This window comes from Halosimplex halobium (assembly GCF_051414055.1).
In the GTDB taxonomy this organism is placed as follows: domain Archaea; phylum Halobacteriota; class Halobacteria; order Halobacteriales; family Haloarculaceae; genus Halosimplex; species Halosimplex halobium.
In genome coordinates, this window is record NZ_JBLKNX010000004.1 from 70,471 (window position 1) to 85,379 (window position 14,909).

The 14,909-nt window shown below is 71.3% G+C and carries 10 protein-coding genes; 6 read left to right on the forward strand and 4 right to left on the reverse strand.

Going from position 1 to position 14,909, the window contains the following annotated elements; all coding sequences use genetic code 11:
* The first annotated feature begins 2 nt into the window (after positions 1–2).
* The 5 genes from ACMGFG_RS05130 to ACMGFG_RS05150 all read left to right on the forward strand — a co-directional run bounded on the left by ACMGFG_RS05130 (position 3) and on the right by ACMGFG_RS05150 (position 6,752).
* Positions 3–1,235 (forward strand): glycosyltransferase family 4 protein, encoded by a 1,233-nt coding sequence (locus ACMGFG_RS05130; RefSeq protein WP_436929282.1) that lies wholly within the window; start codon positions 3–5, stop codon positions 1,233–1,235.
* Between the two features lie 221 nt (positions 1,236–1,456).
* Positions 1,457–2,557, forward strand: a complete 1,101-nt coding sequence (locus tag ACMGFG_RS05135; protein ID WP_436929283.1) for a DUF4330 domain-containing protein — start codon at positions 1,457–1,459, stop codon at positions 2,555–2,557.
* A gap of 277 nt (positions 2,558–2,834) precedes the next feature.
* Positions 2,835–3,422, forward strand: a complete 588-nt coding sequence (locus ACMGFG_RS05140; RefSeq protein WP_436929535.1) for a GNAT family N-acetyltransferase — start codon at positions 2,835–2,837, stop codon at positions 3,420–3,422.
* On the forward strand, positions 3,413–4,792 hold the full coding sequence (locus ACMGFG_RS05145) for a lysine N(6)-hydroxylase/L-ornithine N(5)-oxygenase family protein (RefSeq protein ID WP_436929536.1): 1,380 nt from the start codon (positions 3,413–3,415) through the stop codon (positions 4,790–4,792). The genes ACMGFG_RS05140 and ACMGFG_RS05145 overlap by 10 nt, the downstream gene beginning before the upstream one ends.
* Before the next feature lies 1 nt (position 4,793).
* Positions 4,794–6,752 (forward strand): asparagine synthase-related protein, encoded by a 1,959-nt coding sequence (locus ACMGFG_RS05150; RefSeq protein ID WP_436929284.1) that lies wholly within the window; start codon positions 4,794–4,796, stop codon positions 6,750–6,752.
* Positions 6,753–6,830: 78 nt separating this feature from the next.
* Here ACMGFG_RS05150 and ACMGFG_RS05155 read toward each other — a convergent pair whose 3' ends face one another.
* The 3 genes from ACMGFG_RS05155 to ACMGFG_RS05165 are packed head-to-tail and all read right to left on the reverse strand — an operon-like array spanning position 6,831 to position 10,906.
* Positions 6,831–7,967, reverse strand: a complete 1,137-nt coding sequence (locus ACMGFG_RS05155; RefSeq protein ID WP_436929285.1) for an ABC transporter ATP-binding protein — start codon at positions 7,965–7,967, stop codon at positions 6,831–6,833.
* A gap of 4 nt (positions 7,968–7,971) precedes the next feature.
* Positions 7,972–9,630 (reverse strand): ABC transporter permease, encoded by a 1,659-nt coding sequence (locus tag ACMGFG_RS05160; protein ID WP_436929286.1) that lies wholly within the window; start codon positions 9,628–9,630, stop codon positions 7,972–7,974.
* A gap of 1 nt (position 9,631) precedes the next feature.
* Positions 9,632–10,906, reverse strand: coding sequence for an extracellular solute-binding protein (locus ACMGFG_RS05165; protein WP_436929287.1), 1,275 nt, complete (start codon positions 10,904–10,906; stop codon positions 9,632–9,634).
* A gap of 246 nt (positions 10,907–11,152) precedes the next feature.
* Here ACMGFG_RS05165 and ACMGFG_RS05170 point away from each other — a divergent pair, with 246 nt between their 5' ends.
* Complete coding sequence (locus ACMGFG_RS05170; protein WP_436929288.1) at positions 11,153–12,976, forward strand: asparagine synthase-related protein; 1,824 nt, start codon at positions 11,153–11,155, stop codon at positions 12,974–12,976.
* Positions 12,977–13,052: 76 nt separating this feature from the next.
* Here the strand turns inward: ACMGFG_RS05170 and ACMGFG_RS05175 are convergent, their stop codons facing one another.
* Positions 13,053–14,852: an ABC transporter ATP-binding protein gene (locus ACMGFG_RS05175; RefSeq protein ID WP_436929289.1), complete on the reverse strand. Its 1,800-nt coding sequence runs from the start codon at positions 14,850–14,852 to the stop codon at positions 13,053–13,055.
* Between the last annotated feature and the right edge of the window lie 57 nt (positions 14,853–14,909).

A 14,909-nucleotide genomic window follows, 5' to 3' on the forward strand; every position in this document is an offset into this window, starting at 1 on the left:
CCGTGCGGGTCGGCTTCGTCCATCCCACGTACCCGCAGGGCGAGGGGACGGGCGCGACCCACAGCGCCTCCCGTATCGTCTTCGAGCTGGCCGACCGCGGCCACGACGTGACGGTGTACTGCTGGGCGGACCCGCCGGACGGCTGGACGGTCGACGCCGACCTCGCGGTGCGCCCGCTCGACACCGACGGCGCCCCGTACCACTCGGCGCTGCAGCTGGACCGCGCGCTGCGCGAGCGGGTCCCCGAGTTCGACGCCTACGACGTGGTCCACAGCTACGTGATGAACAGCCTGCCGGCGCTTGGCGAAGTCGCCGCGGAGACGGGCGCGGCGACGGTCCTGACGCTGAACGCCTACGGGGCGGTCTGTCCGAAGAACGACCTCCGGTACATGGACCGCGAGCCCTGCGGGAGCAACGGGCTCGCGAAGTGCGCGGCGTGTTCGGTCGCGACCAGCGGCGGCCACGACGAGCACGGCCCCCTCTACCGGTCGGCCAGCCGACTGGGCTACCTGAAGCTGGTCCGCGACGGCGAGCGCGTTGCCGACCGGATCGACGGCTACCACGCGCTGTCGCCGCACATCCGCGAGACCTACGCCGACTTCGGCTTCCCGCGCGAGCGCCTCTCGGTGATCCCGAATATCCTCGACGAGCGGTTCGACAGGCCCCACGACAGCGACTTCGAGCCGCCCTACGAGCTGCTGTACGTCGGCTCGCTCGACGAACACAAGGGCGTCGACCGCCTCCTGCCGGTCCTCGACCGGCTGAACCGTTCGGGCGAGTCCTACCGGCTGACCGTCGTCGGCGACGGCGGGCTGCGGACCGACCTGGCGGAGTCAGCCGCGGAACGGGGGCTCGACGAGGCCGTCACGTTCACGGGCTGGCTCGCCAACGACGACCTCCCCGAACTGTACGCCGCCCACGACTGTTTCGTCTACCCCGGGCGCTGGGACGAACCCTTCGGCCGGGTGTTCCTCGAGGCGCTCGCGACGGGGACGCCCGTCGTCGCCAGCGACGTGGGTAGCGTCGCCGCGATCGTCGGCGAGGGCGGTCGGACCACCGACGGCTCCGTCGAGGGGTTCGTCACCGCAATTCGGGAGCTGTTCGACGGCGACCCCGAGGGTGTCTCCGCGGCGGCGACGCGGACCGTCGACCGCTACCGGGCCGACGCCGTCGTCCCGCAGTTCGTCGACCTCTACGAGCGAGCGGTCGAGCGGGCGACCCCGGGCGACCGGTAGCGTCCTCGAGAGTAGCGTCCCCGGCCGGACGGCGACTGTCCCCTGTCGACCCCGCGGATCCGTGATGTCGACTTATGGCGGTAGACAGACGCCGAGGAGCCTGTTTTAGGCCGACCAAACGATATGTGAAAGCCTTTTACCGTCGACCGAAGAGGTGCGGGTACGCTGATATCGCACATGCGACCGACGCCATCGCAGTCGTCCCCCGGGGGCGTGCTCCCGTGACGGTCATCGACGAGTCCGGCCGCCTGTTCGGCCTGGTCAACGTCTACGACGCGCTCGTCGTGGTCCTCCTCGTCGGCGCCGTCGGCGCGGGCGTCCTGTTCGTCGACCCCTTCGGCGGGGGCGGCGAGCCGGCCACGCGCTACGCGACGGTCGACCTGGGCAGCCAGCCCCTCTCGACGGCCGCGCGCATCGCCGAGGGCAACGACTCCGGCGGCGCGCTGACGGTCACCGACACCTACGTCGGACCCGGCGACGGCGACGGCGTGTCGGTCGTGGCCCGCGTCCGCGTCAACGGGACGCTCGTCGACGACCCGCAAGCGGCGGCTCCCGTCTTCGAGTTCGAGGGCGAACCGCTGCGTCGCGGTGACGAACTGGCCCTGGAGACGGCCGCCTACGACGCCGAGGGCGAGGTCGTCGAACTCGGAGGGCGGTCGGCGACGCTGGAGACGGGGCGGCTGCCCGTCCTCGTCGAGGCGAGCGTCCCGCCGGCGACGGCCGACCTGCTCGACCGCGGCGACGGCTACCGGATCGACGACCGGACGGTCGCGACGGTCACCGACACCACGGTCGCCTCGGTCGGGGCGGGCAACCGGACGGCCCTGCTCGGCCTCTCGCTGCGGACGGTCCGCTACGGCGGGGCCACCTACTTCGGCGACAGGGAGTTGCTCGTCGGCCAGACCGTCCCGTTCCGCACGGACCGCTACGCGCTGTCGGGGTCGGTGACCCGGTGGGGCAACGCCTCGCTGCCGGGCGCGCCTGCGACGGTGACCGCCGTGGTCCGGCTGGACGGCGTCGAGCCGGACATCGCCGACGGGCTCGAGGCCGGGATGGTCGAGCGCCGCGACGGGCGGACGGTCGCGGAACTGACCGACGTGCGGTCGGAGCCGGCGTCGGTCATCCTCACCAGCGAGGACGGCAACATCTACGAGCGCGACCACCCCCGCAACCTCGACGTCTACCTCACCGTCGACCTCCGGGTGCGCCGGACCGACGACGGGCTCCGGTTCCGCACCCGGCCGGTCCGGGAGGGCTCGGACGTGCTGCTGGACTTCCGGTCGGTCGTCGTCGACGGGACCGTCATCGATGTGGAGAGCTGAACCGGGTCGGCCGCCCGACCCGCGAGCGCGCCGCGTGGCGACCCTCTCGCGTCGGACACGGGTGGCGCCCGGTTCGCTCCGGGCCCGACCTGCGCCCCTATCGCGCCGTTCGCGGCCCAGCGCGGGCCGAAACTCCGGTTTCGGCCGCCCTAAAAAATCGGAACCGTTTTGAGGGTCGCCTAAAATTGATCCAGTCAACGAGGGCAACGCGAATGAGACTGCTAATCGAGTGCACGTGTTCGGGCGCGAACTGCGCCGGGACGGGGCCGGTTCGGGCATGACTGGGCCGCAGGAGGTCGTCAGTTCGAACTACAGTTACGTCACCGTCGACGAGGACGCGGGGAAGACGATCGGCTTCCGCGAGGTGGAGATCGAGCGGGACCTCGGGCGGCTGCACGCCTGGCTGAACAGCGAGCACGTCCTGCCCTACTGGACGCAGGACGACCCGCTGCCGGTCGTCCGCGAGACGATCGAGGAGCGGGCGAGCGACGATAGCCAGACGCTGTACATCGGCTCGCTCGACCACGTGCCGATGAGCTACTGGGAGTCCTACTGGGCGGCCGAGGACCGCATCGCCGACTACTACGACGCCGACCCGGCCGACCGGGGGATCCACCTGCTCATCGGGCCCGAGGAGTACCTCGGCGAGGGCTACGGCGCGCCGCTGGTGCGGGCGATGGTCGCCTTCCAGTTCCGCCACCCCGAGACCGACCGGATCGTCACCGAGCCGGACGCCCGGAACGAGCGGGCCATCCGCGTCTTCGAGCAGAGCGGTTTCGAGCGGGTCCGCGAGGTCGAACTCCCCGACAAGACGGGCCAGCTCATGTTCTGTGACCGCGAGCGCTTCGAGGAGGGATACGCGTGACCGACCACGTTCACGACGTTATCGGGATCGGTGTCGGGCCGTTCAACCTCGGGCTGGCGGCGCTGCTGGACGGCGCCGACGCCGACCTGGACGCCCGCTTTCTCGAACAGGAGCCGGCGTTCAACTGGCACGAGGGGATGCTCGTCGAGGAGACCACCATGGAGGTGCCGTTCCTCGCCGACCTGGTCACGATGGCGGACCCGTCGAACCCCCACAGCTACCTCAACTACCTCCAGGCCGAGGGCCGCCTCTACGAGTTCTACTTCTACGAGGAGTTCTTCATCCCGCGCCGCGAGTACAACGAGTACTGCCGGTGGGTGGCCGACCGGCTCCCCTCCCTTGCGTTCGACACCCGCGTCACCGACGTCCGGGTCGAAGACGACCTGTTCGTCGTCGAGACGGTCGACCCGAAGACGGGCGAGCGGGAGCGCTACGCCGCCGAGGACGTGGTAATGGGGATCGGAACTCAACGGCACGTCCCCGAGCAGTTCGAGGACTGCCTCGGCCGCGACGTGTTCCACTCGGCGTCGTATCTCCACAACCGCGACCGCTGTCTCGACGCCGACTCGGTCACCATCGTCGGGTCGGGCCAGAGCGCCGCCGAGGTGTTCCGCGACCTCCTCGAGCGCCAGGCCGACCGCTCGTTCAGCCTCGACTGGATCACCCGCTCGCGCGGTTTCTTCCAGATGGTCGACGGCAAGCTCGGCCACATGATCTACACCCCCGACTACACGGAGTACTTCTACGACCTCGACCAGGAGCGCAAGGACGACCTCCTCGAGGACCAGGACCACCTGTACAAGGGGATCGACGAGCGGACGAGCGCGAAGATCTACGACACGCTCTACCAGCGGTCGGTCGGGGAGGGCGACCCCGACGTGGGGATGCTCGCCGCGACCGAGGTGACCGACATCGGCACCGTCGACGTCGGCACCGACCGGACGGACCGCCACCAGCTGATCTGCGAGCACTGGCAGGAGGACGAACGGTTCCTCCACGAGAGCGAGGTGGTCGTCCTCGCGACCGGCTACACCCGGACGGACCCGCCCTTCCTCGCGCCGCTGGAGGACCGGATCCGCCGCGACGGCCAGGGCCGCCTGCAGATCTCGAAGGACTTCCGGCTGGAGACGGACCTGCCCGGCGAGATCTTCGTCCAGAACGCCGAGCTGCACACCCACGGGATCAACGCCCCGGATCTGGGGCTCGGACCGTACCGCAACGCGACGATCATCAACCAGCTCGCCGGCGAGGAGGTGTACGACGACTCGCGGGCCGACACCTTCCAGCAGTTCTCGGTCGACGACTTCGTCGCCGAGCGGGCGGCCCGGCGCATCCCCGAGTCGCGACCGCGGCTCCGGGGCGACGACTGAGATGGTCGGCCTCTCCGGGGTGTTCGGGGCGGGCGCCGGCAGCTGCGACGTGGAGACGGTCCCCGCCGCGGTCGACGACGAGGTCACCGACCGCTACCGCGACTCCGACGCCCAGGTCCGGTCGGCGTTCCACGCGGGGACGGCGACCGACCAGCCCGCCGAGACCGACGACGGCGCGCTCGTGTGGGTCTGGGGCGAGGTGTACAGCGTCACCGACGGCGGCGACCGGACGACGGTCGACCCCAACGAGTCCGCTCGCGTGTGCGCGCGCGAGTACACAGAACACGGCCTGGACTTCGTCGAGCGGCTCGACGGGGAGTTCGCCGGCTGGGTGTACGACCCCGGAGCCGGGACGGTCTCGCTGTTCCTCGACCGCCTGGGCGCGCGGCCGCTGTACTACGCGGACGCGGGCGAGGGCCTCGCCGTCTCCACGAACGTCCAGACGGTCCCGGTCGTCCCGGGCTTCGAGCCCCAGTTCGACGAGGAGTACCTCGCCGAGTACCTCTACAGCCGGCGGACGCTCGGCACGGAGACGCCGATCGAGGGCGTCCAGCAGCTACCGCCGGCGACGGTCCTGACTTACGACACCGACACCGGCGAGGCCGAGCGCTGGACCTACTGGGAGCCGCGCCACCGGCCGGTCGACGAGCCGCTGTCGTACTTCGCCCGGGAACTCGCCGAGCGCTTCGAGCGGGCGGTCGCCGACCGGACGGCCGACGGGGGCGACCACGGCCTGCTGTTGAGCGGCGGGAGCGACTCCCGGGCGGTGCTGGCCGCCGCCGACGAGTCGCTGGCGGCGTTTCACCTGGCCGACGGCGAGACTCGCGAGGCCCGCGTCGCAGAGCGGGTGGCCGACGCCGCGGGTGCGGAGTTCCACCGGCTGGACCGCGGGCCCGGCTACCACGCCGAACTGCTGGAGCGGGCGGCGCCGATCCAGGAGTTCGTCGGCCCGTTCCACACGGGCCACGCGCTCGGGTTCGCCGACGAGATCCGGAGCGAGGCCGACACGCTGCTGACGGGGCTGTACAGCGACGACCTCTTCGGCTCCTGGAGCGTCTCGCAGGCGACGCTGGACCTGCCGGCGGGCGTCCGGTTCTGGCTCCCCGTCGAGCGGCTCCCCTCGACGACCGACGCGTTCGTCGACGGCCAGGTGACGGCGGGGCCGACGCGCCGGCCGGCCTTCCTCGACGCGACGCCGCTGGGCGAGTTGCTCGCCGACAACGTCGAGGCCCGGGACGGCCGGGTCGACTACCACGGCGTCGGCTACGAGTCGGTCGAACAGCTCAGCCTCAGTTCCACGCTGTACCCCATCACGAACGGGATCGGCTTCGATCTGTACAGCGCCCTGCAGATCGCGCCGACGCGCAACCCGTTCCTCGACCGCCGGCTGGTCGACCTGCACCTGTCGATGCCCCTTCGGTATCGGCTGCGCGCGGACCCGCTCCACCGGGCGATCGACCGCCTCGACGGGTCGCTGGCCGCGATCCCCCACGCGGGGACGCGGCTGCCGCTGACCTACCCGAAGGCGGCCCACGCGGTCGGCAACCGCGTGGTCAACCAGCTCGACAAGCTCGGCGGGGCCGGCTACCGGACGGAGGGCCCCTGGCAGGACAGGGACGAGGTCGTCCGGACCGACGACTTCATCGGCCGGGCCCTGGAGCGCAACGCGGCCCTGCTCCGCCGGCTCCCGGGGGTCGACGCCGCGGCCGCCCGCGAGACCTACCGGCGCCACCGCGCGGGCGAGACGGACGCCGCCGAGGAACTCTACCGGCTGGTCAGCGTCCTCGAGATGCCGCTGACGCGGCGCGTGATCGGCGGGAACGACGCGGGGGACGACGAGAGTGACGGCGACGACGCTGGCGACAGACGTGACGACGGCGACAGAAGCGACGGAGGTGACGACGCCGACGACGACGCGGAGGGCGGCGACGAGCCGCGAAGCAAACGGGTCCGGGCCTGAGTGGGGACGGAAGCGACGGCGAAGCGAGCGCTCGCTCGCGGCCACTGATTCCCGGAGAAACGGGTTCCGCCGACTCGCTCACTCCCGCGGGAACCACTGCAGCGGGTGGTCGGCGACGACGTCGACGCGGACCGGCTGACCGATCTCGAAGACCTCGGTGTGGTTCTGGAGGCAGTGGACCGTGTCGCCGCCCGCCGTCTCGACGCGGTAGACGAACGAGGGGCCCTGGTACTGCCGGCTCGTGATCGTCCCGTGAGCGTCGGCCTCGTTGGTCGGCGTCGCCCGCAGGTCGTCCGGGCGGACGAGCACGTCGACTACCTGGCCGTGCGTGGCGTCGAGGTCGGCGACCCGGTCGGCGTCGATCCGGCCCAGGTCGGTCGCGAGGCCGTCGCCCTGGCGCTCGGCCGCGAGGAAGCCCGTGCGGCCGAGGAAGGAGGCGACGAACCGCGAGGCGGGCCGCTCGAAGATCCGCTCGGGGCGGCCGACCTGCTGGAGGCGGCCGTCGTTCATGATGCCGACGCGGTCGGCGACCGACAGCGCCTCCTCCTGGTCGTGGGTGACCCAGATGGCGGTGACGCCCGTCTCGTCGATGATCCGGCGGATCTCCTCGCGCATCGAGACGCGGAGGCTCACGTCGAGGTTGCTGAGCGGCTCGTCGAGCAGCAACACGTCCGGTTCGGGCGCGAGCGAGCGCGCGAGCGCGACGCGCTGTTTCTGGCCGCCCGAGAGCTCGCCGGGGTAGTCGTCGCCGTGCTCCGCGAGGTCGACCAGCGAGAGCAGCTCGGCGACGCGCTCGCGGCGGTCGGCCTCGTCCCAGTCGTCGAGGCCGAAGGCGACGTTCTCCGCGGCGGTCATGTGGGGAAAGAGGGCGAAGTCCTGGAAGACGAGGCCGATGCCGCGCCGCTCCGGCGGGACGAACGTGCCGTCGTCGGCGTCGGCGATCGCCGCGTCGCGCAGCTCGATCGACCCGGCGTCGGGGTGTTCGAGGCCGCCGACCAGCCGCAGGGTCGTCGTCTTCCCGCAGCCCGACGGCCCGAGCAGCGTGAGCACCTCGCCGTCGCCGACGGTCAGCGACAGGTCCTCGACCGCGGTCTCGGTGGCGTACGACCGGACGACGCCGTCGAGTTCGAGCACGGGCTCGCCGACGGGACCGTCGACGGCGTCGGTCGATGCTGCGGGCGCGGCGGACCGTTCCTGGTGGATATCGCGTGACATGAGTTCAGTCCTCCTGTGAGAGGATGACGACCATCGAGAGCCCCGAGACGACGATCAGCGCGAGGGCAGGGACGGCGATCTCCCCGTAGTTGCCACTTTCGCGGAGGCTCCAGATATACGTGACGAGTGTCTCGAAGCCCGTCGGGTGGAGCAGCAGCGTCGCGGGCAGTTCCTTCATCGTCGTGAGGAAGACGAGCGCGGCGCCGCCGATCACGCCCGGCGCGATCAGCGGGAGCGTGATCCGGCGGAAGGCGGCCGACCGGCTGCGCCCGAGGGTGCGGGCGGCCTCCGTGAGACTGCGGTCGACGCGCTGGACCGACGACCGGGTCGCGCCGACCGACTGCGGGAGGAAGCGGACGACGTAGGCGAATATCAGCAGCGGCAGCGCCTGGTAGAGCTGGGGGGCGTAGTCGGCGCCGAACAGCGACTCCGAGATCCCCCCGGCCGTCGACTGGTACCAGACGCCGAAGAACACGAGCGCCAGCCCGAGCACGATCCCCGGCATCGCGTAGCCGACGTAGGTCGCCCGGTCGAACAGCTCGGCCAGCCGGGAGCGATGGCGCGCCGCGTGGTACGCGACGGGGACCGCGGCGGCGGCGCAGACCAGCGCCGTCAGCAGCGACACCTTCGTCGAGTTGACGGCGAAGCCCCACTGGAACTCGGTCCCGAGCCGGGTGGCCGCCTCCGGGCTCCGGAGCAGCCACACCAGCAACACGGCGACCGGGACGACGAGACACAGGCAGGCGACGACAAAACAGAACAGAAGCGCCGGGAGCTTCCACCGGCCGAGCGAGACCGTCGTGTCGCTCTCCGGGTCGGGGCTCGTCCCGACGTAGGCGCCCTGCGTCGAGTCGCCGACCCGCGACTCGACGGCGAGGATGACTGCCGTGATCGCCAGCAGCTGCAGCGACAGCATCGCGGCGGTCGACCGGCCGAAGGCGTTGTACTCGACCATGATGACCCGGGTGAACACGTCCAGGCGCAACAGCGCCGGCGTCCCGAAATCGGAGAGCGCGTACAGCGCGACCAGCAGCGCGCCGGACGCGATCCCCGGCAGGAGCTGGGGGATCGTCACCCGTTTGAACGCCGCCCACCGGGAGGTCCCCAGCGTCCGGGCCGCCTCGACGAGCTGCTGGTCGAAGGAGAGCAGCGACGCCCGCGTCGTGATGAACACGTACGGGTACGTGTACAGCGTGAGCACGAGCGTCGTCCCGCCGAACCCGTAGATCGAGGGGAGCGACTCGACGCCCAGCGGCGCGAGCAGCTTGACGAGCTCCCCGCCCGGGCCGAAGGCCATGATGAACGTCAGCGCCCCGAGGTAGCTCGGGACGACCAGCGGCAGCGCGACGGCGACCGTCCAGAACCGGCGGAAGGGCAGGTCCGTCCGGACGGTCAGGAACGCGAGCGGGACGCCAAGCAGGACCGACGCCGCGGTGACGGCGGCGACGAGCGCGAGGCTCGTCAGCGTGATCTCGACCGTCGTCGGCCGCGCGAGGATCGACAGCGCGTAGTCGGTGTCGACCTGGAGGACCCGGAGGACGATCCACGCCAGCGGCGAGAGCACCGCCGCGGCGACGGCGCCGCTCAGCAGCGCCAGCCCGACGGGCCGGCGCTCCGTCTCCTCGCGGTCGAACGGCTCGGCCAGCCGGTCGACGACGGACATCTTACAGCACGCCGGTGTCGCGGAGCAGTTGCAGGGTCGGCTCGAGGTCGGACAGCTTTGCCAGGTTGAGGTCCGGCGGGTTCAGGTCCTCGATGCGGGGGATGTCGCCGACCGGCGGGACGCTCGGCAACAGCGGGTACTCGTAGCCGCGCGTCCCCAGGAACTCCTGGGCCTCGATGCTGAGCAGGTGGTGGATGAGGTTCGCGGCCGCCTCCTGGTTCGACGACCCGCGGATGATCTGGGCGCCCGAGCAGTTGATGAGCGCGCCGGCGTCGCCCTTCGTGAACGCCAGCTCCAGCGGCGCGTCCGGCCGCTCCTCCCGGACCAGCCGCGAGTAGTAGTGGTTCGAGAAGCCGGCGGTGAGCTCGCCGCTCGCGACCCGGTTGGCGACGACCAGCTCGTTGTCGTACGTGCTGATGCCCTGCTGTTGCATGCCGTTGAGCCACTGTCGCGTGGCCTCCTCGCCATCGAGCAGGCGCATCGCGGTGATGAACGACTGGAAGGCGCCGTAGGTCGGCGCCCACCCCATCGCGCCCTGGAACCGGTCGTCGTCGGGGAACGCGGCCACCTCGTTCGGGATGTCCTCGGCGGAGAACTCGTCGGTGTTGTAGGGGATGCTCCGCGCGCGGCCCATGGTCCCGACCCACTGGTCGGTGGGGTGGAACGTGTCCGGGATGCTCCGGACGACGCGGTCGGGCAGCTCCACCGTCGCGTCGTTCTCCGCGACGATCCCGATCGACCCCGCGTCGATGGCCCAGAAGATGTCCGCCGGGCTCGACCCCGCCCGCGCCTCCTCGATGATGGTGTTGGCGAGCTGCGAGGACGGCGCCTTGCGGACGTCGATGGTGAAGTCCCGGTAGCTGCTCTCGATCTGCCAGAGGAGGTTCTCGTAGAGACCGCCCTCGCCGCCCCCGAGATAGACCGTCAGTTCGCCCCCGGGGTTGGGGATGTCGTACATCGAGATGCCAGTGTACTCGTCGGGGCGGTCCTCGATCAGCGGCCCCGAACCGCGCCACTCCTCGATTTTGAACAGTTCGTCCTCGGAGTAGGTGCGCGGTTCCGGCACCGTCCCGGTCGGCGTCGCGCCCTCGCTGGTCGTCCCCGGCGCGGGGGTTGCGGTCCCGCCACCGCCGTTCCCGCTACACCCCGCGAGCGCGAGCAGGCCCGCCGTCGAACCGGCCGCCTTCAGGAACCGCCGCCGTCCCGGCGTCGACACCCGCCCGGTCGCCGGGCTCCGGTCGCCACCCTCGCCCTCGTCGCTCCGGTCTTCGTGCATGGGTGGTGATGGATTTTGGCCGACCTAAAACCTTGTTATGTTCGGCCGCAGGCGGGCGACGACGACGGTGTCCCGCGGCGCTGACTGCCGGCTCCGGGACCGGAACGCGGACGTTCGGCGCCCTCGCGACCGATCCGTTGCGTAAGATTTAGGCGTGCCTAAATGGACTGGCCGGGTATGAGAGACGGGCATCGGACGCTGCGGGCGAACGGGGAGTCGAGCGCGGGTCGCGCGGGGCGGCCGTAGATGGTCGGACTGTCCGGCGTCGTCGGCGCGCACGCGGACGCCGCCGTCGAGACGGTGGCGCCGACGGTCGACGACGAGCGGGTGAGCACCTACCGGGACGGGGGGATCGCCGTCCGGTCGGCGTTCCACGCGGGCGCGGCGGCCGACCAGCCGGTCGAGACCGCCGACGGCGAACTCGTCTGGACGTGGGGCGAGGTGGTCGCCGTCACGGACGAGAGCGGCGAGCGCCGGCGGGTCGACCCCACCGAGTCCGCGCGGGTCTGCGCCGCGCAGTACGCCGACCACGGGACGGAGTTCGTCGACCGCCTCGACGGGGAGTTCGTCGGCCTGGTCTCCGACCCCGACGCGGAGCTGGCGACGTTCTTCGTCGACCGCGTCGGCGCGCGGCCGCTGTACTACGCGCGCGGCGACGGGACGCTCGCCTTCTCGACGAGTATCCAGACGGTGCCGTCGGTGCCGGGCCACGAGCCGTCCTTCGCCGGGGAGTACCTCGCGGAGTACCTCTACGCCCGGCGGACCCAGGGCACGAAGACGCCCGTCGACGGGATCGAGCAGATCGCCCCCGCGACGCTGCTGTCGTACGACGCCGGGGGCGACCGCCTGGACGACCGCCAGTACTGGCGGCCGCGGTACGACCCGGTCGACGAGCCGCTGTCGTATTTCACCCGCGAACTCGCCGAGCGCTTCGAGGCGGCGGTCGCCGACCGGATGCCCCGCGAGGACGGCGACTACGGCCTCCTGCTGAGCGGCGGGAGCGACTCCCGGACGGTGCTGGCGGCCGCCGACGACCCGCCGGACTGCTACCACATGGGCGACGGCTGGAACCGCGAGGCCCGCTACGCGAAGGAGGCCGCCGACGCCGCGGGCGCACGGTTCGAACGCCTCGACCGCGGCGTCGACTACCACGAGACGCTGCTGGAGCGGGCCGCGCCGATCCAGGAGTTCCTCGGCCCCTTCCAGTCGGGGCACATGCTCGGGTACGCCGACACGCTCGCCGGCCACGACGCGCTGTTCTCGGGGCTGTACTCCGACGTGCTGTTCGGCTCCTGGAGCGTGCCCCAGCTGGAGCTGTCGCTGCCGTTCGGCGTCACGCTGTGGCCGCCCGTCGCGGACGTGCCGGAGACGCCCGGCGACCACGCCGCCTGGCTGGCCGCCCGCGGGATGGCGCGCGACCCCGCGTTCGTCGACGCCGCCCCCTACGAGGAGATCCTGACCGCCAACCTCGCCGAGCGAGGGGGGTACGTCGAGGACCACGGCGTCCCCTGCGAGTCGGTCGGGGCGCTCTCGCTCGGGACGTACCTCTTCCCGGTCACGAACGGGATCGGCTTCGACATGTTCGCGTCGGCGCAGATCGCCCCGACGCGCACGCCGCTGCTGGACCGCCGGCTCATCGACCTGCACCTGTCGATGCCCCTGAAATACCGGCTGCGGGCGGACCCGCTCCAGCGCGCGCTCAAGCGGATGGACCCGTCGCTGGCGGGGGTCCGCCACGCCTCCTCCGGCGTCCCGGTCGGCGCCCACCGGGCCGCCCACCTCGTCGGCGACCGGATCACGAACCAGATCGACAAGGTCCGCGGCCCCGATTCCTTCCGGACAGAGGGGCCGCTGCAGGACAAAAACGAGGTGATCCGCGAGAGTGACTTCCTCGAGCGCGCGCTGGAGCGCAACGAGGCGCGGGGCCGCGCGCTGCCCTGCGTGGACTGGCCACGCGTCGAGGAGACCTACCGCCGCCACCAGGCGGGCGAGACCGACGCCGCGGAGGAACTCTACCGGCTCGTCACCGTGCTGGAGAGTCCTATCGCCGAGCGCATCCTCGACTCCTGACCGCTCCGAGTCGCCCGACGACCGCGGCGGCCGCGACGCGCTTGCAGTCGCCGACCGACGCCCCATCGCGTCGCGCTCACCGACGCTGCATCGCGTAGAGGTCGGCGTACTCGCCCTCCCGTTCGAGGAGTTCGTCGTGGCCGCCGACCTCGGAGACCCGGCCGTCCTCTAGCGTGTAGATGCGGTCGGCGTTCTCGACGGTCGACAGCCGGTGGGCGACGGTGACGGTGATGTACTCCCGGTCCATCGCCTCGATGCCGCGCTGGACCTCGCGTTCGAGGTTGGCGTCCAGGTCGCTGGTCGCTTCGTCGAGACAGAGCACGTCCGCGTCGTCGAGCAGCGCGCGGGCGATGGCGACGCGCTGTTTCTGCCCCCCGGAGAGCCGGACGCCGTCGTCGCCGACGTAGGTGTCCAGCCCGTCCGGGAGGTCGTCGAGGAACTCGTCGACGCGGGCGATCGCACAGGCCCGCTCGATCTCCTCGCGGGAGGCGTCGCGGTCGGCGATCGTCAGGTTGTACCGGAGCGTGTCGTCGAAGACGTACGGGTCCTGGCCGACGACGGCGACGCGGTCGCGCCACTCGTCGACGGGCATCTCGTCGATCGGGACGCCGTTGGCGCGGATCTTCCCCTCGGTCGGCTCGTGCATGCGCGCGAGCAGCGAGACGACCGTCGACTTGCCGGCGCCCGACTGGCCGACGAAGGCGACGAACTCCCCCCGCTCGACCGAGAGGTCGACCCCGTCGAGGACGGTCGTCTCCTCGTCGTAGGCGAACGAGACATCGTCGAAGGTGACCGACTCGACGCGGTCGGGCGCCTCGCGGCTGGCGCCCTCGGGCTCGGCGTTCTCGGCCAGTTCACGCGTGAACTGCCGGGTCCGCACGAGATGAGGGAGGTCCTGGCCGATCCGGTAGTACAGCTCGTTGGCCCGGCTGGCCTTGGGGCCGAGCCGGAACATCGCGAACAGGAAGAGGCCGAGCGAGCTCAGCGTCAGCTCGACGTAGGTCAGCGAGACGTAGATGAGCACGAACACCGACACGGCCACGGTCAGCTGGTAGGCGTTGTTGATCGCGGCCTGGTTGCGCCGCAGCTTGACGCGGGCGCTGGTGTACTGCTGGACGGCGTCGACGAAGTCGCCGTACAGCTCGTCGGTGAGCCCGAAGATCCGGCTCTCGCGCATCCCCTGGGTGCCGGCCTGGGCGGCCGCCTGGCGGCGCTCGTTGGCGTCGGCGACGCGGTCGCCCAGGTCGTCCTCGGGGTCGACGACGCCGCGCAACAAAAGCGTCACGCCCCCGAGGACGGCGGCGGTCAGCAGCGTGAGCCGCGGCGAGATGAACAGGGCGATCAGCCCGTAGACGATCCCCAGGAACGACTGCTCGATGAACAGGACGAGCCGCCGGATGACCTGGCCGGCGTGGTAGGTCTGGGTGATGATCGCGTTGAGCACGTCGTCCGAGCCAGCCTCGTCGAGGTACGTGATCTCCGCGCGGAAGGCGTTCGCGAACGCCTCGGTCTGGAGGTGCTCGATGTAGGCCATCCGGAGCCGCTCGCGGAGCCACGCCACGAGGAAGCTCGCCGCGAAGCGGACGGTCATCACGACCGCGACGCCGACGACGGCCGTCGCGAGCGTCAGCGGGACGTTCAGCAGCCGGTAGGCCGTCGCGAACAGGCCGGCGGCGCCGCCCTCCAGCGACCCGCCGCCCGACTGGACCAGCTCGATGATCGGGAGGATGAAACTCAGGCCGACCCCCTCAAGCACGGCCGCGATCATGCCGACGCCGACGATCAGCCCCGTGAGCCGCGGGTCGTACCGCAGGACGCTCCGCAGGGCGTCGAGCTTCTCGCCTCGGGTCGCGGTCGGTGTGTCGGGATCTGTCATCGTGGGTGTCGAGAGGCCGTTCGTACAACGGTGCTTCTCGGTCGGGCGTATAAATCC